The 22,793-nt window shown below is 32.1% G+C and carries 21 protein-coding genes and 2 other annotated features; of the genes, 2 read left to right on the forward strand and 19 right to left on the reverse strand.

All coding sequences use genetic code 11. The features are described from left to right. Positions 1–37: 37 nt before the first annotated feature. Both zapA and HZR23_RS00455 read right to left on the reverse strand, forming a co-directional pair. A complete protein-coding gene (zapA, locus tag HZR23_RS00450) occupies positions 38–610 on the reverse strand; it encodes a cell division protein ZapA (protein ID WP_132847886.1) in 573 nt (190 codons plus the stop codon). Between the two features lie 122 nt (positions 611–732). After that, positions 733–948, reverse strand: a complete 216-nt coding sequence (locus HZR23_RS00455) for a PF20097 family protein (RefSeq protein ID WP_132847885.1) — start codon at positions 946–948, stop codon at positions 733–735. Positions 949–1,116: 168 nt separating this feature from the next. Here HZR23_RS00455 and HZR23_RS00460 point away from each other — a divergent pair, with 168 nt between their 5' ends. After that, positions 1,117–1,302 (forward strand): alpha/beta-type small acid-soluble spore protein, encoded by a 186-nt coding sequence (locus HZR23_RS00460; RefSeq protein WP_132847884.1) that lies wholly within the window; start codon positions 1,117–1,119, stop codon positions 1,300–1,302. A 100-nt stretch (positions 1,303–1,402) separates the two neighbouring features. Here HZR23_RS00460 and pheT read toward each other — a convergent pair whose 3' ends face one another. From pheT to infC, 9 genes are all read right to left on the reverse strand, one after another. Continuing rightward, on the reverse strand, positions 1,403–3,793 hold the full coding sequence (pheT, locus tag HZR23_RS00465) for a phenylalanine--tRNA ligase subunit beta (protein WP_132847883.1): 2,391 nt from the start codon (positions 3,791–3,793) through the stop codon (positions 1,403–1,405). Positions 3,794–3,820: 27 nt separating this feature from the next. Then, a complete protein-coding gene (gene pheS, locus HZR23_RS00470) occupies positions 3,821–4,840 on the reverse strand; it encodes a phenylalanine--tRNA ligase subunit alpha (protein WP_132847882.1) in 1,020 nt (339 codons plus the stop codon). A gap of 56 nt (positions 4,841–4,896) precedes the next feature. After that, positions 4,897–5,117, reverse strand: a binding site (T-box leader). A gap of 9 nt (positions 5,118–5,126) precedes the next feature. Next, entirely contained in the window at positions 5,127–5,210 is an 84-nt protein-coding gene (locus tag HZR23_RS17935; RefSeq protein ID WP_132847899.1) for a YqzL family protein, read from the reverse strand. Positions 5,211–5,317: 107 nt separating this feature from the next. Next, a complete protein-coding gene (locus HZR23_RS00480; RefSeq protein WP_132847881.1) occupies positions 5,318–6,124 on the reverse strand; it encodes a TrmH family RNA methyltransferase in 807 nt (268 codons plus the stop codon). 13 nt (positions 6,125–6,137) lie between these two features. Then, positions 6,138–6,785, reverse strand: a complete 648-nt coding sequence (locus HZR23_RS00485) for a potassium channel family protein (RefSeq protein WP_330571389.1) — start codon at positions 6,783–6,785, stop codon at positions 6,138–6,140. A gap of 17 nt (positions 6,786–6,802) precedes the next feature. Then, on the reverse strand, positions 6,803–8,152 hold the full coding sequence (locus tag HZR23_RS00490) for a TrkH family potassium uptake protein (RefSeq protein WP_132847879.1): 1,350 nt from the start codon (positions 8,150–8,152) through the stop codon (positions 6,803–6,805). 183 nt (positions 8,153–8,335) lie between these two features. Beyond that, on the reverse strand, positions 8,336–8,695 hold the full coding sequence (rplT, locus tag HZR23_RS00495) for a 50S ribosomal protein L20 (RefSeq protein ID WP_132847878.1): 360 nt from the start codon (positions 8,693–8,695) through the stop codon (positions 8,336–8,338). Between the two features lie 20 nt (positions 8,696–8,715). Then, positions 8,716–8,910, reverse strand: a complete 195-nt coding sequence (gene rpmI, locus HZR23_RS00500; RefSeq protein ID WP_132847877.1) for a 50S ribosomal protein L35 — start codon at positions 8,908–8,910, stop codon at positions 8,716–8,718. Positions 8,911–8,929: 19 nt separating this feature from the next. Continuing rightward, positions 8,930–9,490: a translation initiation factor IF-3 gene (gene infC, locus HZR23_RS00505; protein WP_456300196.1), complete on the reverse strand. Its 561-nt coding sequence runs from the start codon at positions 9,488–9,490 to the stop codon at positions 8,930–8,932. Between the two features lie 344 nt (positions 9,491–9,834). Between infC and HZR23_RS00510 the strand changes: the two genes are divergently transcribed. Beyond that, entirely contained in the window at positions 9,835–11,403 is a 1,569-nt protein-coding gene (locus tag HZR23_RS00510; protein ID WP_243098180.1) for an ATP-dependent metallopeptidase FtsH/Yme1/Tma family protein, read from the forward strand. A gap of 213 nt (positions 11,404–11,616) precedes the next feature. On the opposite strand, the gene HZR23_RS00515 is transcribed toward HZR23_RS00510, so the two are convergent. The 8 genes from HZR23_RS00515 to HZR23_RS00550 all read right to left on the reverse strand — a co-directional run bounded on the left by HZR23_RS00515 (position 11,617) and on the right by HZR23_RS00550 (position 22,793). Further along, positions 11,617–14,499: a bifunctional diguanylate cyclase/phosphodiesterase gene (locus HZR23_RS00515; protein WP_132847876.1), complete on the reverse strand. Its 2,883-nt coding sequence runs from the start codon at positions 14,497–14,499 to the stop codon at positions 11,617–11,619. Between the two features lie 263 nt (positions 14,500–14,762). Further along, on the reverse strand, positions 14,763–16,676 hold the full coding sequence (thrS, locus tag HZR23_RS00520) for a threonine--tRNA ligase (RefSeq protein WP_132847875.1): 1,914 nt from the start codon (positions 16,674–16,676) through the stop codon (positions 14,763–14,765). Positions 16,677–16,730: 54 nt separating this feature from the next. Continuing rightward, positions 16,731–16,955, reverse strand: a binding site (T-box leader). A 56-nt stretch (positions 16,956–17,011) separates the two neighbouring features. Continuing rightward, positions 17,012–17,539 (reverse strand): cob(I)yrinic acid a,c-diamide adenosyltransferase, encoded by a 528-nt coding sequence (locus HZR23_RS00525; RefSeq protein WP_243098177.1) that lies wholly within the window; start codon positions 17,537–17,539, stop codon positions 17,012–17,014. Position 17,540: 1 nt separating this feature from the next. Beyond that, positions 17,541–18,929 carry a cobyrinate a,c-diamide synthase gene (locus HZR23_RS00530; protein ID WP_243098179.1) on the reverse strand — a complete coding sequence of 463 codons (1,389 nt, stop codon included), beginning with the start codon at positions 18,927–18,929 and terminating at the stop codon, positions 17,541–17,543. Further along, positions 18,907–19,743 carry an ABC transporter ATP-binding protein gene (locus HZR23_RS00535; RefSeq protein ID WP_132847872.1) on the reverse strand — a complete coding sequence of 279 codons (837 nt, stop codon included), beginning with the start codon at positions 19,741–19,743 and terminating at the stop codon, positions 18,907–18,909. Before HZR23_RS00535 ends, HZR23_RS00530 begins: the two co-directional genes overlap by 23 nt. Then, positions 19,740–20,705 (reverse strand): FecCD family ABC transporter permease, encoded by a 966-nt coding sequence (locus HZR23_RS00540; protein WP_330615935.1) that lies wholly within the window; start codon positions 20,703–20,705, stop codon positions 19,740–19,742. The genes HZR23_RS00535 and HZR23_RS00540 overlap by 4 nt, the downstream gene beginning before the upstream one ends. A gap of 79 nt (positions 20,706–20,784) precedes the next feature. Beyond that, positions 20,785–21,714 (reverse strand): ABC transporter substrate-binding protein, encoded by a 930-nt coding sequence (locus HZR23_RS00545; RefSeq protein WP_132847870.1) that lies wholly within the window; start codon positions 21,712–21,714, stop codon positions 20,785–20,787. Between the two features lie 20 nt (positions 21,715–21,734). Next, positions 21,735–22,793, reverse strand: coding sequence for a pyridoxal phosphate-dependent aminotransferase (locus tag HZR23_RS00550; protein WP_132847869.1), 1,059 nt, complete (start codon positions 22,791–22,793; stop codon positions 21,735–21,737).

Raw genomic sequence — 22,793 nt, forward strand, 5'->3', positions numbered from 1 at the left:
AGACTTTAGACAACAATTCCAAAGTCTTTATTTTTAATTATTTTTTAATGTTTTTGTTATTATAGTAATTCTTTTGTTCATTTCTGTTTATAAGATCTTCTAGCTTATTTTGTGCCTCAACAAGCTTCATCTGATTATCTAACACTTTATTTCTAAGCTCATTAATTATATTGTCAGCTTTATTTAGTTCATCGTCCTTTACCTTTAAAGTTTCTTTTAATTCTTCATTTTCGAGCTCTGTTTTTTCTTTATATAATAAAAGATCCTCAACTTGTCTTTGAAGCAAAGCACATACTTCATTTTTTTCTTCCAACTCTTTAACAATATCTTTATAGTGGGTCTTCCATCCTTCCACTTCTTCTTTAGGTGAACTTTGTTCCTTTTGTAATTTCTCTAACTCAGTTGTAGTTTTTAAAAACTGATCAGCTATATTAATACTTGCTAAGACTGCAATCATAGCAGTGCTAAGGTGTTTATTTGTTTTCGCAATAAACTCCATAGTATCATCTACAAATGTACCAACTTTTATTAAATAATCCTTCGGCTCAACGCCAACGATTGGATATTCTTGACCATTTATTTTAACGAACACTTTATTCTTCGTTTGCATCCTTGCTAACCTCCTTACTACTTTATCATATATATATCTTCTTTATAAAGTTAGAAACTCCTGCTTAGTAAAGAGTAAAATCATAAAATCTTTTATATTTCATAACAAAAATTATAATTAAATCAAGATAAATCAACTGCATCAAAAATCATTTTCTTACAGTTTTCGCAATAGAAGGTTTCAATTTGATTTTGAGTCCAAGCAGTTAACTTAATTCCTCTTTGAAATTGACTTATAAATGCTCCTTTATTTCTCGACTCCTCTATCCATTTTAAAGGATCCCTTAAGGCAGATATATATCCTTTTAACATATTTTCGTGGCAATATGGACACTCCATAGGGCTACACCTCCTGAATTCAAATAATGATTCTATTCTTTATTTCTACTATATACATGGGCTGACAAATTAATAAATATTTTTAATATATAGTTATCCATAATATTTATTTATGTTTTGCACACCATAAGTACTACAAGGATTATTAATAATTTAAGGAGTGATTATATGGCTCGAAATAAACTTGTCATCCCAGAAGCCCGTCAGGCTTTGGAACAATTTAAGGTAGAAATAGCAAATGAATTTGGTGTGGATAACCCACAATCTTTAGCCTCAAATCATACTGGTTATATAGTAAGAAGACTGGTTGAAATGGGCGAAAAACAGTTAATAGAGAATTACAAAAATAAATAGTGTTTACAATTTTTTTATCAATTTAGTTATAGCTGTATCAGTATATTTGACAACTTATATAAAAATCGGGAGATAGACTTAAACTATCTCCCGCTTCTTTTTATCTTAAAACTCCACCTAGCTCTTCTTTTATTGCACTTAGTATTTTATCATTTATTTTATTTACATCATCATCTGTTAATGTTCTTTCCTTATGTCTATATGTTAGAGTATAGGCAACACTTTTATGCCCTGCTTCAACTTGGTCTCCTTTATATACGTCAAACAGTTTAAAGCTTTCTAAAATATCTCCACCTAGTCTTCTAATTATGTTCTCTATTTCTTTAACATAGATTTCTTCCTTAAGAACAAAAGCGAAATCTCTAATTATTGAAGGATACTTAGGTAGTGTCTTATATAAAACATCTAACTTAGTTAACTCTATTATCATTTCGAAGTCTAATTCCGCACAGTAACATCTTTTACTAAAGCCGTATTCCTCTGACACCATTGGATGTAATTCTCCTAAAGTTCCTAAGATACTATTTCCCACCACAATATTAGCACATCTTCCTGGATGGTAAGTAGGATTATTTTTTTCAACATCGTAATCATAATCTTTAATTCCTAATGTATCTAATAGTGAATTAATAGCACCCTTTAATGTAAAGAAATCTTCATTGCCATACATCCCTATAACTAAACTCTTTAATTCATCTGGTAATTTTTCAGATTTATCTGCCTTCGGTATAAATATTCTACCAAGTTCGAAGGCTCTAGCTGATTCAACCTTACGATTATTGTTTCTCTCTAGTACATCAAGAAGGTTTGTAAGTATAGTGGTTCTCATTGCACTTGTCTCATCCCCTAGTGGATTTAACAATTTTACGAAATTTCTCTTATTATCATTCTCTGCGATATTAATTCTATTAACACTTCGTGGGCTAACAAAGGAATATGTTAATAGTTCATTCATTCCGATAGAATTTAATGTTTTCTTTGCTAGATCTTCAATTAATTGTCCATCAGTTTTACCACCTACTGCAATATTACCTTTTGCCATAGTTGCCGGTAGATTATCATAACCGAAAATTCTTCCAATTTCCTCTGCAAAATCTGCTTCATGATCTAAATCCATTCGGAAAGTAGGAATAACTACCTCAAGAAGTTCATCCTTACTTACAGCTTTTATCTCTAGGCTTTCTAATATACTAATCATATTTTCCTCAGACAAGTTAGTACCTAATAAATCATTAATTCTTTTTACTCTTATAGTTCTAGTTAACGGCTTTCTTACATCGTGGTATACATCAACAGATCCTTTTAGAACTTTTCCTGCCCCAAGCTCTTCTATTAATTGACAAGCCCTATTCGCTGCAACATCTGCTATATTAGGATCTACACCCTTTTCAAATCTAGCCGATGCCTCTGTTCTAAGTCCTAGTTTCTTAGATGTTGCTCTAATTTTATCTGCATTAAAGTGAGCCGACTCTAATAAAATAGTTTTTGTTTCCTTAGTAACCTCTGATTCTAATCCACCCATAACACCAGCAATGGCTAAGGCTTTTTTAGTATCTGCAATTACTGTCATATTTTCAGTAAGAGTTCTTTGAACACCATCTAAAGTCTTAAACTCTTCATTCTCTAAGGCTTTTCTTACAATGATTGTATTATCCTCTATATGACCTAAGTCAAAGGCATGTAATGGCTGACCATATTCAAGCATTACATAATTTGTTATATCAACTATATTATTAATTGGACGAACCCCTGCCTTAACAAGGCGTTGTTGCATCCATAAAGGAGATGCTTCTATTTTTACATCCGTAATAACTCTTCCAATATATCTTGAGCAACCTTCCTTATCCTCTATGCTTACTTTTGCATTGTCCTCACTTTTTTCATTTTCCTCATTTAGTGTTATTGTAGGATACTCAAAAGGTAGACCTAGTGTTGCAGATGTCTCCCTAGCAATACCAATCATACTTAAACAATCAGGACGATTTGAAGTAATTTCAAATTCAATTACGTCATCAGTAAAAGGTACAACTTCTTTTAAATCAGCACCTAAGGAATATTCCTTATCTAGAATCCAAATACCATCTTTTAATTCCTCTGGAATCATACTTTTAGCTATTCCAACCTCTTCTTGGGAGCAAAGCATACCTTCAGAAACCTCTCCCCTGAGCTTACCTTTTTTTATCTTTAATCCACCAGCAAGCTCCGCACCATGGATTGCAACTGGAACGTAGTCTCCTTCTTTGACGTTTTTTGCTCCAGTTACTATTTGAAGTTTTTCAGTTCCAACATTAGCAATAACAATAACAAGTTTATCTGCATCCGGATGAGGTTTTATAGATTCTAATCTTCCAACAACTACTCCTTTAATATCTTCACCAATATTCTTTACTTCTTCTACCTTCGAGCCTGACATAGTCAATTTATCAGCTAAGGTATTTGCATCTATATTAATATTTATATAGTCTTTAAGCCATTTAACAGGTACTAACATTTAATATTCTCCTCCTATCTAACTAATCTAGAATTGATTTAAGAATCTCATATCGTTCTCATATAATAGCCTTATATCGTCGATACCGTATTTTAACATAACTAAGCGGTCGACTCCCATTCCAAATGCAAAGCCACTATATACTTCTGGATCTATTCCACAGTTTCTAAGTACATTTGGATGCACCATACCCGCGCCTAATAATTCAATCCATCCACTCTTTTTACAGAAACCACAGCCTGAACCTCCACATTTAAAACAAGTTGCATCAACTTCTGCACTTGGTTCTGTAAATGGGAAGAAATGTGGTCTAAACTTAATTTGTGTATGCTCACCTAAGAACTTCTTAACGAATACTTCTAAGGTACCCTTTAAATCTGCTAAAGTAATTCCCTTATCCACTACTAATCCCTCTAATTGATGGAACATTGGGGAATGGGTTGCATCTGGAGTATCATTTCTAAAGCACCTTCCTGGTGAAATAATTCTTATAGGCGGCTTAGTTTTTTCCATATATCTTACTTGTACTGGAGATGTCTGTGGTCTTAAAATAACATCATCATTTATATAGAAAGTATCCGTCATATCTCTTGATGGATGATTTGGAGCTGCATTTAAAGCATCAAAGTTATAATACACTGTTTCTACCTCTGGACCCTCTGCTACTTTAAATCCCATGCTAATAAATATATCCTTTAATTCATCCATACCTTGAGTTAATGGATGTCTTTTTCCTAGTACTATATCCTTTCCAGGCATGGTTACATCAATAGACTCTGTTTCAAGCTTCTTATTCATTTCCTTTGCTTTTATTAGAGTTTTTGCCTTTTCTAAATGGGCTTCAATCTCTTCTCTTACCTCATTTGCAACTTTACCGACTAGAGGTCTTTCCTCTGCAGATAAGCTACCCATACCTCTTAATACCTCTGTTAATTCCCCTTTTTTACCTAGATATTTAACTCTTGCCTTTTCCAAATCGTCAGTGAACTGAGCTGAATTAATATCAAGTATAGCTCTTTCTTGCAATTCCTTTAACTTGGCTTCCATGTTTCTATTTCTCCTCTCTACAACTAAAATTGAATATAAAAATACCTTCGTCCTAAAAAAGGGACGAAGGTATAATCCGCGGTACCACCCTAATAACATATGTAGATATGTCACTCGAAAACTGTTAACGGAGCTTACCCGGTAAAACCTACTTAAGTTTCAGCTTTACAGCTCAGGAGTGAACTTCTACAATACTTGCTTAGTAAGTGCTTTCAGCCTAGGCACTTATTCTCTTTTAAACAGTTCTTTGTATACTTTTCTCCATCATAGCTATTTTTTATATAAACTAATATAGTTTCTTGTACATAATATAGGCTGTTACGGAACCTGTCATCTCAAAGATTTTCCAAAATGTATTTGCGGTCTTCACTTGACCACTCCCTCCTCAAGCCTTTGTATTAACCCCATTATAGCATATGTTTTGGGCATAAACAATGAATTTGAAGAAAATGGTTTTTAGTTTTTTGAAAAATCAGTTTATTTATGTACATGCTCAATTGCCTTATATAATAACACTCCTGCTGCAACTGAGGCATTTAACGACTCTATATTACCAATAATTGGTATGTAAACCTTTTCATCGACCTCTTCAAGTAATTGAGGGTCAATACCATTAGCCTCGTTTCCTATTATAATTCCTAAACCACCAGAGTAGTCTATTTGTAAATAGCTTTTTTGAGTATCAAGTGTACTTCCTATTAATCTAATGTTATTTTCCTTCAAGGCAGTTACCCATGAATTATCCTCTATTTCAATAATCGGAATATTAAAAACTGCACCCATTGTTGACCTAACGGTTTTACTATTATATGGGTCAACACTACCCTTTGTTAAAATAACGGCTTTAGCATTAATAGCCACAGCAGTCCTAATTATAGTCCCCATATTTCCTGGGTCTTGAATTCTATCCAGAATAATGAAAATTGAATTATCCTCTTTATTTAAAAGAGTATCTAACTTAAAATCTATCATATTAACAACAGCCAACATCCCTTGGGGATTTTCTGTCTCTGTAATTTTTTTAAATAATTTATCAGGTACTTCAAAAACTTTATGGTTTAACATTAATGTTTTAAATAATTTTTTTCCTTCAGAGCTTTCTATTGCACTACTAGAAAAAACAACAAAATCAATTATTTGAGAGTTGCTAGACAAACAATCTACAATGACTCTATATCCTTCAACAATAAATTTACCTAGCTTTTTACGTTGCTTTCTCATCTTTAATGAGTTGATTTGTTTTATTATTTTATTATCTTCACTTGATATATATTGAGCTTCCATTTATATCTCCTAACTATCTTTGTAGTTTCTTTAGATCATTATTATGTCCAATTACTACCATAATATCACCTTCATCAATTACATCCCTAGCTATAGGTGATACATTAATTTCATTATTTTTCTTCTTTACGGCCATTACATTTATTCCATACTTAGCTCTTATATTTAAATCTTGTAAAGTCTTACCATACCATTCTTCTAAAGCAGATATCTCCATAATACTAAAGTCTGGAGCTAATTCTATAAAATCTAGAATGTTACTAGAGACTAAGTTATGAGCAACTTTTACTCCCATATCTCTCTCAGGAAAAACAACTCTATCTGCCCCAATTTTATATAACACTTTGGCGTGCATTTCATTTTGTGCCTTAGAAACAACATACTTAATACCTAATTCTTTAACTATAAGAGTAGCCATTACTGAGGATTGAATATCAGCCCCAATAGTTATAACTGCCACATCAAAATTTCTAATTCCTAGTGCCCTTAATGAATTTTCGTCTGTTGCATCCGCTTGAACAGCATGTGTTACATGCTCTGAAATATGTTGTACAATATCTTCGTCAGCATCAATTGCTAGTACATCATGTCCCATTTGATATAAAGTTCTTGCAACACTACTTCCAAAACGCCCGCAACCTACAACTATAAACTGTTTCAACTTTATTACACCCCTTCTTAGCCTACAAGTATTTTACCTTCTGGATATTTTATTATTCCTTTGTACTTTCTTTGTCTTCTAGCTAGGGCAAATACTATAGTTATTGGTCCCACCCTACCTGCAAACATTAAGAAAGTTATTACTAATCTTCCTAAGCTGCTAAGCTCAGAAGTAATTCCTAAGGAAAGGCCAACCGTACCAAAGGCGGATGTTGACTCAAATAGTATTTCTAGAAACGAAAACCCTGTTTCAGTCATTGTAAGTATTCCTGTAACAACAATAACTAATGTTAAAGATATAAAACTTACAGTTATTGCACGATTAACGATGTCCCTAGGAATACGTTTTTTAAATAGCTCTGTTTCTTCTTTACCTTTGATTACTGATATGACAGTAAAGATTATAACCCCTAGTGTAGCAGTTTTAATCCCCCCTGCTGTCGATGCAGGAGAACCACCTATAAACATCAGTATTATAGTTATAAGCTTTGATGCATCATTCATTTGATCTAATGCAATTGTATTAAATCCAGCAGTTCTTGTAGTCATTGACTGAAAGAAGCCTGCCATCAGTTTGCCTGTTAATGGTAGATTTCCTAAGGTTTCTGGGTTATTCCATTCTAGTAAAAGGAAAGCTAGAAATCCACTTGTTAATAATATAAATGTTACCACTAAAACTATTTTAGTATGTAAAGATAATTTCCTAATACTTCTTTTGTTATTAATATCTACTATAACTGAAAAACCAATACCACCGAGAATAACTAAGCTCCAAATTGTAAAGTTGACTATTGGGTCATTTACATATGGAGTTAATCCTCTTCCATGACCAATTATATCAAAGCCTGCATTGCAGAATGCTGAGATTGAATGAAAAATGGAATAGGCAATACCTTTAGCTAAACCGTGTTCTGGAACGAAAGTAAATGATAATAGTAATGCACCCAAGCCCTCAATTAACAGAGTCACTAACAGTATATATTGTGTAAATCTCACTACTCCAGATAATGTATATTGACTTAAAGACTCCTGAATTAAAAGCCTTTCCTTTAAAGAAATTTTCTTTCCTAGTAAAACTGCAAGCATAGTAGCTAAGGTCATGAATCCTAGTCCACCAACTTGAATCAATATTAATATCACTGTTTTACCAAATACTGTCCAGTGGGTTCCTGTATCAACTACTACTAATCCTGTTACGCATACTGCTGAAGCAGATGTAAATAATGCATTTATAAAGCCGATACTTCTGCCGTCTTGGGATGCTATAGGTAGATTTAATAGCATAGACCCAACTAGTATAACAAGTGCAAAACCTATTGCTAACACTTGGGTTGGTGCTAAATTAAACCCGTCCATTCTATCTTTCATCTTTTACACCGCCTATATTTTTTGTTATGAACCATTATACCACTTCACATATATTGATTAAAGGCTTTTTCTTATATTTATGTATATTTTACCATTAAATAATTATATCCTATTTTAATTTTTTTACTCTAAAACAATTAAAAGAGCCCAATTTGGACTCTTAAAATTATTAAGTAAAATTAATTACGCATTTAATTTTTGTTTTGCAACTTCAACTAATTGAGCAAAACCTTCTTTATCATAAATAGCCATCTCTGAAAGAACTTTTCTGTTCATTTGGATTCCAGCTAATTTTAACCCATTCATAAATCTTGAATATGATAAGCCGCTCATTCTAGCTCCGGCATTGATTCTTGTGATCCATAATTTTCTAAAATCTCTTTTTCTTAATTTTCTTCCAGCATAAGCATGTCTTAATGCTTTCATAACAAATTGGTTTGCTGGTCTAAATAATTTACTTCTTGCACCTCTAAATCCTTTTGCAAGCTTTAATACTTTTTTATGTCTTCTACGTGCCGTAACACCTTTTTTAACTCTAGCCATGTTTCTTTACCTCCTTCTTCCTAAAATTGTAATAAACGTGCAATTTTTTGAGCTTCCCCTTTGAATACAAGAGTAGCTTTTCTAAGATTTCTTTTTCTTTTAGCTGTTTTTTTAGTTAAAATATGGCTTGTAAAAGCTTGCATTCTTTTAACTTTACCTGTACCTGTTTTTTTGAATCTTTTTCTTGCACCTCTATGGCTTTTCATTTTTGGCATGTTATTTCCTCCCTTCAAATTATGAATTTTTCGGAGCTAGTACCATAATCATTTGTTTTCCTTCTAACTTTGCTTCTTTTTCAACAGTAGAATACTCAATTAGAAGCTCCTTAAATTCATCGATTACTGCTTTGTTTAAATTTATATTGCTAAGTTCTCTACCTCTGAATCTTAAGGTTACTTTAACCTTATCTCCATTTTTAAGAAACTTAACTGCTTGATTAGCTTTAACCTCTAAATCATGCTTTTCTATGTTGGCACTAAGGCGTACTTCTTTTACAACAGTAACTTTTTGATTTTTCTTTGCCTCTTTTTCCTTCTTTGCCAATTCATACTTATACTTTCCATAGTCCATGATTTTGCATACTGGCGGGTTTGCCTTTGGAGCTATTTTAACTAGATCTAAGTTCTTTGCATTAGCTAGTTTTTGAGCTTCCTTTGCAGACATAATTCCTAATTGCTCACCTTCTGTGTCTACAAGTCTTACTTCTTTATCACGAATCTCTTCGTTAATTTGTTGTTCATTAACTTCTTTAATAATGAAACACCTCCTAATTTTCTTAAAAACATATGTGTACAAAGGATATATAGTCCTCTGTAAAAGTCCCGAAAAAACAAATAAAGCCAATAGTAATATACTATCCGCCTGATTTCAAGATTGTTAATCATAATAATTAACTTAAATCTATCTATTAACCCTACTAAACATTGTCGTAAGGTGAGAAGCGGATCTTCTTCTTTGTTTTTACTAAAATAGAATATCAATAATATTAAAGTTTGTCAATACATTTTATATTAACAAATTAATTTGTTTTTTATACTACCAAATAATAGAATCATATTTTGCCCTTTATTTTGGTTTGAAAATAATGTTTATTAGATTTTTGGGAAAGATAATCTTATACTTCTAATAAGGTGGTGACAATTTTGAAAAAGAAAGTGGTTTTTGTACTAATGTGCACAACTCTACTTATAACAATTCTTTTAAGCTACTTAAAGTGGTACAATACAGAATTTGTTGAATATTTTTCATCAAGCAATAGGGTATTTCTTGTTTTAGGCTCAACCCTATTAGTATTATACTACATCAGGTTAAATAAATCACCTGAATATGCCCATGCACATGTAAAGTTTGACAAAAAAGAAAAAGACCAATCTCCTAATGAATTTTTCACTAAACCTAAAACTACCTTTGAAGACGTAGCAGGTCTAGGGGAGGTTAAAGAAGAATTAATTGAAGTAATTGATTTTATTAACTCACCGGAAAAATATAAAAAAATGGGTGCTAAAATTCCTAAGGGGATTTTATTTCATGGCCCTCCAGGTACTGGAAAAACCTTGTTAGCATCGGCTGTTGCAGGTGAAACTAAATCTTCATTTTTCTCTGTAAGTGGTTCAGAATTTGTTGAGAAATATGTAGGTGTTGGTGCGAAAAGAATAAGAACACTTTTTGAAAAAGCTAAAAAGGAGTCTCCAAGCGTAATATTTATTGATGAGATTGATGCGATTGGAGCTAAGCGAAGTATTGATAGTAACAACGAAAAGGATCAAACATTGAATCAGCTTTTGGTTGAATTAGACGGTTTTAATACAGATCAATCTGTTGTAGTTATTGGTGCCACCAACAGATTGGATTTATTAGATGAGGCTCTTTTGCGACCTGGAAGATTTGATAGACATATGTTTATTGGAAATCCAAATGTAAAGGCTAGAGAAGAAATTCTAAAAGTCCATACACAAAATAAACCTTTAGAGCCTGATGTAGTAATTAAAGATTTAGCAAAGAAAACCCATGGTATGAGTGGTGCTCATCTATCTAGTATAGCTAACGAAGCAGCAATAATCGCAGTAAGAGAAAATAAGGAAAAAATTTCTGCCCATCACTTCGACTGTGCTATCGAACGTGTTATAGCTGGATTACAGGTTAAGAACCCAAGTATTTTAAGTAAAGAAAAAGAGATAATAGCTTATCACGAAGTTGGTCATGCTTTAATTGGTCGATTACTTAGAACAGATATGGTACAGAAAGTTTCCATAATTCCACGTGGTCAGGCTCTAGGCTATGTAATACAAATGCCACAGGATGATAGATACATTATGACTAAGGATGAGTTATGTAATAAGATTATGGTTATGCTTGGTGGAAAGGCCGCTGAGGAGCTTGTTTTTAATCATTCATCTACAGGTGCTAAAGATGACTTAAAAAAAGTAACTGACATGGTTATGTCAATGATTTGTGATTATGGCATGAGTGATTTAGGATATATGCATAATAACAATGTTATGATAAAAGCCTTAGGGGTACAAATATCTCAGGAACTAAATAACATAATAAACAATTGCTATAAGCAAGCATATTTGTTTTTAGAAGCAAATAAAGATGATCTTAAAAAAGTATCAGATGCCTTATTAGAAAAAGAAACATTAAATGGCGAAGAATTAAATGAACTGCTTGGTGAACCACCTAACCCAGAAGAGTTAAAAGCAGTTTAAATACTAAAGAGATAATATTAATATAATTTTTTTATATTTATATTATCTCTAATTAATGGAATTTTCACAATCTTGCCCAGTAAATACCCTGGGACTTGAAAGAAGTATGACTCTATCCGTTAGGTTAAGGGTACACCCAATATGACAAGTCGCCTATTTCAAGTAGTTATTAAAAAATGTAGATAATATTAACCATCTACCTAATACATGAGGCTAAGCCTCTTTATATATTTTATCGTTACATAAATAATTAAACATAAACTCCTCTGCTGTTAAAGGCGTACTAAATAAATAACCTTGTACCTCATCACAGTTTCGAGTAATTAAGAAATCTAGCTGGTATTCTGTTTCGACCCCTTCTGCTACTACAGTCATTCCCATACTATGGGCCATACTAATTATTGCACTAATAATAGACTCATTACTATAACTGACCCCAATATCTTGAATAAAAGACTTATCTATTTTCAAATTATCGAAATGAAACTCCTTCATATAGCTTAAAGAAGAGAAGCCCGTCCCAAAATCATCAATAGATATTTTAACACCAATTTCTTTTAACTCTTTAATGTTATTAAGGGTCTTTTCGGTCTTTTGCATAATAGTATTTTCTGTAACTTCAAGTTCAAGCATAGTTGGCTTCAATCCCGTATCAGAAAGAACTTTTTTTACTATATCTACTAAATCATCCCGTTGAAATTGTATAGCAGATATATTAACAGAGATTTGGAAATCAGTGTCCACATTGTTATACCAATAATAAGTTTGCTTACAAGCATTATATAGAACCCATTTCCCAATATCATGTATTATTCCTGTCTCTTCAGCAATAGGTATAAATACGGATGGAGAAATGGAACCTAGTACAGGATGGTTCCATCTAACTAAAGCTTCTGCACCAACAATATAACCTGTTCTAATATTGAACCTAGGCTGATATACAATGGATAATTCACATTTTTCTAGTGCTTTTCTAAGGCAATTTTCTATCTCTAATCTTTCAAGGGCCCTTTTGTGCATATCTTCAGTGTAAAACTGGTAACTATTACTTCCGTTTTCCTTAGAACGATACATTGCGGTATCTGCATTCTTTATAAGTAAATCTATATCTGTACCGTCATATGGATACAAACTTATGCCTATACTAGTGGATATGTATATCTCGTGTCCACTTACATTAAATGGACTCTTAAATGCATCAATAATACTTTGAGCAAGTTTAGATATTTCTCCTCTTAATCTTACTTGAGGGAATACAATGATAAACTCATCCCCTCCCATTCTAATTAATATATCATTATCTTTGACTACTTTCTTTAATCTAATAGCCGTGGCCTTTAACAGTTCATCCCCTGCAATATGTCCTAAAGTATCGTTCACTAACTTAAACCTATCTAAATCTAAATACATTATGGCCATTATTGTATTATTACGATTTGCTTGTGATAATAGATACCCTAATTGTTTCTTGAAAAATGCCCTATTTGGTAGTCCAGTTAAGGTGTCGTAATAGGCCATATAATGAATCTGCTCCTGAGCCATTTTTAGTTCTGTAATTTCTATAGTTGAACCAACGATTTCCTTAACCACACCTTTATTTACCAACGGAGATAAGGAAGTATAATATATGCATTCATCTAATTGCATTTCGAAATTGCAAACAGTTCCTTCGAAGGCATTAAAAAAATTATCAATTACCTCACTTTGATTTTTTTGTTCAAGTATATTACAAATATCCTCTCCATAGACTATATCTGTTGATAGTCCAATCTTTTCTGCCAGCTTTCCTTCAAACAAAGTAAAATATATTTTATTTTCGGAATTCTTTTTACATTTAAATACTAAATTTTGTAAGTTTTGGACAGTCTGTTTTAAGTCACTCTTTAAAAGAGACTGAATTTGTTGTTCATCACTAATTCTTTTTATAGCACCCCCGATACTGGCTGCGGCAGCAAAAAGTAATGCTATTTCTGAATTTGTCCAAATACGTTCCTTAGTACAGCAATCGAAGCCTATGAACCCCCAAAAGAAATTATCCACAAATATTGGCACAACAACTAAGGTTTTTATATACTGTGGTTCTAGCATAGCTCTTTCTCCATCAGGAAAATTTTTTACTAGTCCGCTTATTTCCCTACCTGCAGATAGAGTATGGTACCATCGCATTAGACCCATATCTTCATAGGAAACCCTCTGTAAATCTTCATTATTAATCTGTGGTATTATTCCAATATTACACCACTCATATTTCTGACTAACCATACACTTTTGTGTAAGTTCATCAACATGATTTTGAAATATATATGACCTCTCCGCTTCAGTTGCCTTACCTAAAACTTCTAGTACACTGTGTAGTGCTTTATCAATCTCAACATTTTTTAATAGAATCGCCGTGGCATCCGCAACCCCTAACAATATTTTTTCTCTATCATTTATTGCCTGCTCCATCTCTTTTCGTTGAGTAATATCCATAAGAGTACCAGAGGTGCCACTAATATCCCCATCCTCACTAACTATTAACTGAGCAAAAACCTCAACCCAACAATATTCACTATTTTTGGATATATAACGAATCTCATGTCTGCAATAGTCTTTTTTTCTTTCAATCAATTGTTTAAAAAGTTTTAAGTTTCTGTCTCTATCCTCTGGATGGACAAACTCAATAAAATTTTTTCCTAAACTCTCCTCAACATCAAAACCTGTAACTTCAGTCCAGGCAGGATTCAAAAAAGTCCACAGTCCATTTATATCCCTTTGAAAAACTACTTCCTTAATACTCTTTACAACCGATTCAAATTGCTCTTCGGTTTTAACCTTTTTTTCGTGTACTATTAAATATTTACGTGCTAAATATAGGGAGATTGATAGCAATGCAATACCAAATACTATTTCTAAAACTACATCCAATAATTGTGGAGAGACTGGGATAAGCTGCATTATAAACCTTTGAATATGGAAGCCCTTCAAATTACTAATAATTAAAGTAATTATTAATAAATAGACAATAAAAGAAGGATTCTTTAGAATGTTTTTGAAAAACTTCAAGTAAATATTACCGCTATAAATGGTAGCTTTAGACCTAATTTCTTGCTTCATATATTTTATCTCTCCTTAGTGCTAGCAACATAAATAATGCTTATTTATTTAGACATTTCATATCTTCTAAAAAATATAGAAATATATCGAGAATATATAGTAATAAAGAACTAACTTATTAGATATTCTATACTATTTTGTAGTTTCCTTTTTAAATCCTTACAAATTATTACTTTTTTTCAAAAAATATAAAAAAGGCAGGATAATAGCTTTTTACTAAGTATCCTACCTTAAAACTAATTCACTTTTATTACCCTTTTCACCTAGATTTCTTTATTATCAATTTCAACTAATGTATCTTCGATAAACTTCTCTATACTTATAGCCCCTAATTCCCCTTTATCCCTAGAACGAACAGCTACAGTTCCAGTTTCCATTTCTTTATCACCAACTACAAGCATATATGGAATTTTCAGTAATTGAGCCTCTCTTATTTTATATCCTATCTTCTCACTTCTTGTATCAACTTCAACCCTAATACCTTTTTGTGCCATTTGTTTTTGTAGTTGTAGTGAATAATCAAGCTGTCTATCAGTTATTGGTAAAATCTTTGCTTGAACTGGTGCTAACCAAGTAGGGAATTTACCAGCAAAATGCTCAATTAAAATTCCTATAAATCGTTCTATACTTCCAAATATAACCCTATGAATCATAATAGGCTTATGCTTCTCTCCATCTGCACCCACATAATTAATATCAAATCTTTGTGGCATTTGGAAGTCAAGCTGTATAGTTCCACATTGCCATGTTCTTCCTATACAATCCTCTAAATGAAAATCAATTTTAGGTCCGTAGAAAGCTCCGTCCCCTTCATTTAATTTATACTGTAAATCTTTCTCTTTTAGGGCTTCGATTAATGCATCTGTAGCTACATTCCACTCTTCATCAGTTCCCATTGAGTTTTCTGGCCTAGTTGAAAGCTCAATATGGTATTTAAAACCAAATATTTTATAGAAATAGTCTACAAATTCTATTACACCAATTATTTCATCTTTAATTTGCTCAGGTAACATAAATATATGGGCATCGTCTTGAGTGAAGCATCTTACTCTCATTAACCCGTGAAGGGCTCCAGATAATTCATGTCTATGAACTAACCCAAGCTCACCCATTCTAATTGGTAGATCTCTATAGCTATACATCTTTCTCTTATACATTAATATTGAACCAGGACAGTTCATTGGCTTTACTGCATAGTTTTCTTCATCAATATTTGTGAAATACATATTTTCTTTATAGTGATTCCAGTGACCTGATTGATGCCATAGGGACTCATTTAAAATAATTGGAGTTTTTATTTCATCATAGCCTCTCTTAACATGCTCTTCTCTCCAAAAGCTCTCTAGTATATTTCTAATTACCATTCCCTTTGGATGGAAAAATGGAAAACCAGGACCCTCTTCTTGTAAGCTAAACAAATCTAACTCCTTACCAATTTTTCTATGGTCTCTCTTTTTAGCTTCTTCTAAACGATGTAGATATTCTTCTAAATCTTTATTTTTCTCAAAGGAAGTACCATAAATTCTTTGAAGCATTTTATTTTTCTCATCTCCACGCCAATACGCTCCAGCAACACTTAAAAGCTTAAGAGCCTTAACCTTACCAGTTGATGGAACATGTGGTCCAGCACAAAGGTCAACAAAATCTCCTTGCTTGTAGAATGATATTTTTGCATCTTCCGGTAAATCAGTGATTAATTCAACCTTATAATCTTCCCCGTGCTCTTTCATAAGCTTAATAGCTTCGTCTCTTGGAAGCTCAAATTTTTCTAATTCCAATTTTTCTTTTACGATCTTTTTCATTTCTGCTTCGATTTTTTCTAAATCCTCTGGCGTGAACTTGTGATCAGAATCAAAGTCATAATAGTAGCCATTATCGATAGCAGGACCGATTGCAAGTTTTGTATTAGGAAATAATCTCTTTACAGCTTGAGCTAAAATATGAGAACTAGTATGTCTTAAAAACTCCTTACCACCCTCATCCTCAAATCTTAAAATATTCAATTCGCAATCTTCTTCTACTTTGTATGTTAGATCAACTTTTTTTCCATTAACTTCTGCTCCAACAGCTACTCTAGCTAAACCTTCACTTATTTCTGTAGCTATATCTAAAATAGACGTTCCTTTAGCAACCTCTCTCTGTGAGCCATCTTTAAGTTTAATAATAATCTTATCCATTTTTATCCTCCTCATATATTAAAATTAAGTATAAAAAAACTCCCATCCTAAAAAGCTTAGGACGAGAGTATATGCTCGCGGTTCCACCTAAATTGATTATTTTAAAATAATCCAACTTTAAAGCTATAACGTTGCTACCGGTTTTCTTTTCGCTTTAGGCTACTAAAAAACTGCTATAGAGTTAGTTTTCAGTTATTCATATACAAAAACACTTTCAGCCAAGGTGTTTTCTCTCTAGGTACTGTGTATAGCTTACTCTTCTCTAATTATCGCATTTACATATAATATTAGCTAAATTATAGATATATATTTATATTTTGTCAAGTAGATTATAGCTATCTTTCAATACCATTTCTAGCCATAACTCCGTTATTCATATAATGCTTAATTGGCTTCATCTCAGTAATTAAATCCGCCCTATCAGCTAACTCCTTAGGAGTATTTCTACCCGTAAGTATTATTTCCATTCCTTCAGGCTTATTATCAATAATTTCACATATTTGTTCTACTTCTATAAATCCACAACTTATAGCTGCCATAACTTCATCTAAAATTAATATGTCCACAGAAACTTTATCTAATTCACCAATTATTTTAGTGAAATTAGCTTGAATATTATCTTTAAGCTCCTTTGTTTCCTGTTCATCTAATTGCCAAGTAAATTTATCTATTCCACCTATAGGTAGTATAGTAAATCCTTCTAATCTTTTCACACTTTCATGCTCACCACTAAAGGCCCCCTTCAGAAACTGTATCATAAGCACCTTGAATCCACGGCCTGTAGCCCTTAGTCCTACTCCCAAAGCAGCAGTTGTCTTACCCTTTCCATCACCTGTGTAAATCTGAACATATCCTTTATCCATATTAATCACCCAATTCTTTATAGTTTAAACAGGATTCAATAAAATTTTTAGCAATATTAATATTTGAAAGAAAATGTATATGTGGATACATACCAAATGTATTATTTTTTTTAGATCCTGAGTACCAACTAACTTTTTCTTTATTTCTGTATTTTTCAGTTAAAACCAATTTCTCATTATTATGCCCAATATATGACGTATGAAATTCATGACACTTTATTTTATCACCAACTTTAAATATACAACTACATTTTTCAGCAGTTAATTCTGCGTATCCAAAGTTTTGTAACTGCTTAGTCATAATGACATCCCCGTCAAATACTCCAACCATATTATACTCATCATTTTCTAAAGTCTTAATTTTCTTATTTAAATACATATACCCGCCGCATTCAGCATATATGGGCATTCCTATTTCTGATTTATCCTTAATTGCTTTACACATTGAAATGTTTTGTTCTAGTTCTTTAGCATATAGCTCTGGATAACCGCCACCTATATAAATACCATCAATATTTTCTGGTAGCTTAGGGTCTTTTAGAGGACTGAAATATGTAATAGTTGCACCTAATTCTTCTAAAGCTTTTATATTATCATAATAATAGAATTGAAAGGCCTCATCATAGGCTACTGCAACATTTACATACTCCTTTTTTAATTCTTTTTCTTCAGTTAATTCTATTTTAAAAACTTCAGCATTTTGTCCTAAGCTAATAATCTGATCTAAATCAACATATTCCTCAATCAGCGCTATTAGTTTATCAATCATTAACTCCTTATTAAGCAATTCACAATTTTGAACTAGACCTAAATGCCTACTCTTTATTTTTATATCATCTGCTATTGGAAGTCTTCCTAAGACCTTTACGTCCGTGTTGGTTTCTATAGTTTCTTTTAAAAGGTCATAATATTTTTCTGTAGAAACTTTATTTAATATAACCCCAACTATATTAATTTCCCTAAATTCTTTTAACCCTTTTATAACTGCGGCTATAGTCGTAGACATACCCTGGGCTGGTAATACTAGGATTACTGGTGCCTTTAATATATGTGCCATACCAGCAGTACTTCCTAGCATAGGATCGCTACCAATACCGTCATAAAGTCCCATAACCCCTTCGATAATTGATATATCAGAATTTAGAGCATATTTTTGAAATAGTTCTATAACTGTTTCTTCATCAAATAACCAGCTATCTAAGTTTATACTATTCCTTTTAGTAACATCCGTATGAAATGCAGGATCAATATAATCCGGGCCGATTTTAAATGGTTGAACATTAACCCCTCGCTTTGTCAATGCAGCCATAATACCTATACTAATTGTAGTTTTCCCTGCACCACTATATGGGGCTGCTATTACAATTCTAGGTAATTTGTTTTGTTGCATCAATGGCCCCCACCTCCCTTTCGGTTCTAATTGGAATTACATGGGGCTTACCACTAACAGGATGTGGTATTATACATACTTTAGTTTTATATACCTCTTTTATTATATCTTCAGTTATAACTTCCGTTGGACTTCCATAGGATAATACTTTTCCGTCATTTAAAAGAAATATATCGTCACTATATTGAGTTGCTAAGTTCAAATCGTGCAATACTACAATAACTGTTGTTCCACTTTTTTTGTTAATATATGCAATAGTATCTAAAAGTTCTATTTGATGCTGGATATCTAAATGTGAAATAGGCTCGTCCAATAGGAGAATATCTGGTTTTTGTGCAATTGCTCTAGCAACTATTACTCTTTGCCTTTCTCCACCACTTAGATTTTGTATCAATTTATCTTTAAATCTCCAGGTATCTGTCATAATCATAGCTTCTTTGCAAATATTAAGGTCTTTCTCGCTTTCAGTTTCAAAGCGTTTGAGGTGTGGGGTTCTTCCCATCATAACTATGTCTAAAGCAGAAAATTCATAATCTACCATAGTATTTTGGGGTACACACGCCATTTTTTTAGCTATTTCCCTATAGGATAAGGAAGAAATATCTAAATCCTCGATAAATAGTGTATTTTTTTTTGGTTCTAAATGCCGAAGTATATTTTTAAGTAAAGTTGTCTTGCCAGACCCATTTGGCCCAATAATTGAGTAAAACTTACCCCTTTTTATATCTATATTTATATTTTCCAATATGGCTGTATTTCCGTATTTCCAGTTTAAATCTTTAATCCTAATAGTAACCGTATTATTCTTTTTCAACCTAACACCTTCTTTTTGCTTCTGTATAGAAGATAAATAAAATATGGGGATCCGAAAATTGCTGTTACTGCACCCACAGGTATTTCAGTAGGTGGAATTATTGTTCTAGCGATTGTATCGCATAAAATCATAAATATAGCTCCGCCTAAGGCCGAGAATGGAACTAAAGCTCTGTGGTCTGGGCCTATAATTAATCTAATTGCATGAGGTATTATTAATCCAACAAATCCAATTATTCCACTAACAGAAACAGTAAAAGCCATAATTACAGATGAAATTACTAATAAAAGCTTTTTAACTTTATCAGTTTCAACACCTAAACTTTTTGCACTATCATCTCCAACTAAAAATACATTAAGCTCCCTGGAAAAAAGCATTATAACCATTGTCCCTAATAATGTAACCGGGAATAAAATACTAACATGTTTCCAGCTTGCGGCAGAAACACTACCCATTATCCAGAAAATAATCATTTCTATTTTATCTCTGTTAAATATCATAAGCACAGATATAATTGAAGACATCATTGAACTAATTGCTATACCAGCTAGGAGCAAAGTTATACTTTGCACTTTTGAACCAATCTTAGCTATTTGAAATACAAATAATACAGTTAGTATAGCACCACAAAATGCCCATATATTAATAAAGGGTAACCCTAATACTATCGACAGAGTGGCACCTAAAGCTGCTCCTGATGAAACTCCTAGTATGTAAGGATCTGCCATAGGATTTTTAAACATACTTTGAAAAGTTACTCCAACTACAGATAATCCCATTCCCACAATACCTGCTAATAATATACGAGGTAATCTTATTTGCCAAATAATAGTACGATGTGTATTAATAACATCCTTCATATCAATATATTTATTAATTAATGGAATCTTTTCAGCTATTATTTTTAAACTATTAACAAATGTAATGTTTGCGACCCCAAGAGTACTAACAAAAACAATCATAACAACTAGTAAAATAAAACAGCACGAGAAAATAGTTTTAAAAAAGCTTCTCTTTTCAAAATAACTCATAATTTCTTCCCTATTCGAATAAATTTGGATGTACTATTTTAGCTAACTCTTTTAAACCTAATGCAATTCTTGGTCCTTGTCTATCAAGTAAATTATTATCTATTTCATAAACTCTGCCTTCCTTTATTGCAGTAAGTTCACTGTATCCATTAGCCACCATAATCTCATCCTTTGTATTGTAATACTTTGAAACTATTAACATATGTGGATCTTGTTCAATAATCCTCTCAAGACTATACTTCCACCCAGTAACTTCACTTGCAATATTTATAGCCCCTGCCATCTCTAACATGTCATTTATAAATGTATCCCCTCCTGCAGTAAAATCTCCATATTCTCCAAATCCTACTACATAGTATACGGTAGGTTTCGGCTCATCCTTTAACTTATCTAAAACTTCTTCTACTGTAGACTTCATATGACGTATAAGTTCAAGTGCCTTATTATTTACATTAAATACTTTCCCTATTTTTTCAATAGTCATATATACCCCGTCAAAACTACCTTTAGAATCTAGAACTAGTAGCTTTATTTGTAATTCTGATAATTTATCATAAACCTCTTTTTGAAAATGAGTTGATGCTATTATTAAATCTGGTTCAAGTTCAATTATTTTCTCTATATTAGGAGATGTAAGACTACCTATACTCTCTATACTTTCTGCTTCTAATGGGAAATTACAGAAATCTGTTCTTCCAACTAATTTATCCTCTAAACCTAAATTAAAGATAATTTCAGTAATACTTGGTGCAATTGATATAACCCTATTGGGCATTTCTTCAATTATTACTTCATTTTCATAGGAATCTATAATAGTCAATGGGTATATATCCATATTGTTATTTCCTGTATTATCTGCTTGCCCTAAACTATTACAGCCTGTCATAATCATATTAATTATTAATACACTTACGATTATTTTTATAATTTTATTTTTCATTTTTAAACATCTCCTCTAGTCTAAATATCTACACAGTCTTTTAATGCTAAAATTAGTCTCTCATTTGATTTCCTATTCTTTATAGCAACTCTTATATGAAAAGGGCTCAAATGTGTAAACCCTTCGGACGTTCTGATTAATATGTCCTTTTTTATCATCATTTCTTTAAACTTTTCTCCATCAAAATTATCTTTTAAAATTTTAATTAAAAAGAAGTTAGCTGAAGTAGGATAAGTTGATAAACCTCTAATGCCTTTAAGTTCATTATACAACCACCCTCTTTCCTTACTTATCCATTCTCTTGATCTTGATATATAGTCTTGATCTCTAAATATACATTCTGCAATAACCCCAGAAGTATTAATATTCCATGGCTCCAATCTATTTTTCATCGCTGAAATTAAATCCTCATTAAAACTAATGCCATATCCTAAACGAATACCAGGCATCCCAAAGAATTTTGTAGCTGCCCTAACGACAATTACATTTGGATGTTCATAGAGCTTTGAAACAGTACTGTTATTTGGATACTCATCTGTAAACTCAATAAATGCTTCATCAACTAATAGATAGCTATCTAATTCATATAGCTGCTTTGCAAATGAACTTAGTTTTTCAACATTAGTTAATGTTCCTGTTGGATTATTTGGATTACATATAACATATAGAGAGTTTGATTTTAATTTGGTAAAAAATTTATCTAACATAAGGCTGCCCTTTTCATTATAGACTTCAATTTCTTCATAGCATAAGCCTTTTACGTAAGCTGCCCTTCTGTATTCAGAAAAAGTTGGAGCCGCAATTATAACCTCTCTAATTTTTAATGCATCTACTACTTTATATATTATTTCAACAGCCCCATTACCAGGAACAATATAATCAATATTTTCAATCCCTAAATATTTAGCAATGGATTTTCTTAATTCAGTATATTTAATATCAGGATATTTTATAAAATCATCAATATTGTCAATTAAAGCTTTCCTATATGAAAGTGGTACACCTAATGGATTTATATTAGAGCTAAAGTCTAACAGTTCCCTATTTAAATTATAAATATCTCCACCATGAAAGTTCAT

It is taken from the genome of Serpentinicella alkaliphila, from assembly GCF_018141405.1.
Lineage (GTDB): Bacteria > Bacillota > Clostridia > Peptostreptococcales > Natronincolaceae > Serpentinicella > Serpentinicella alkaliphila.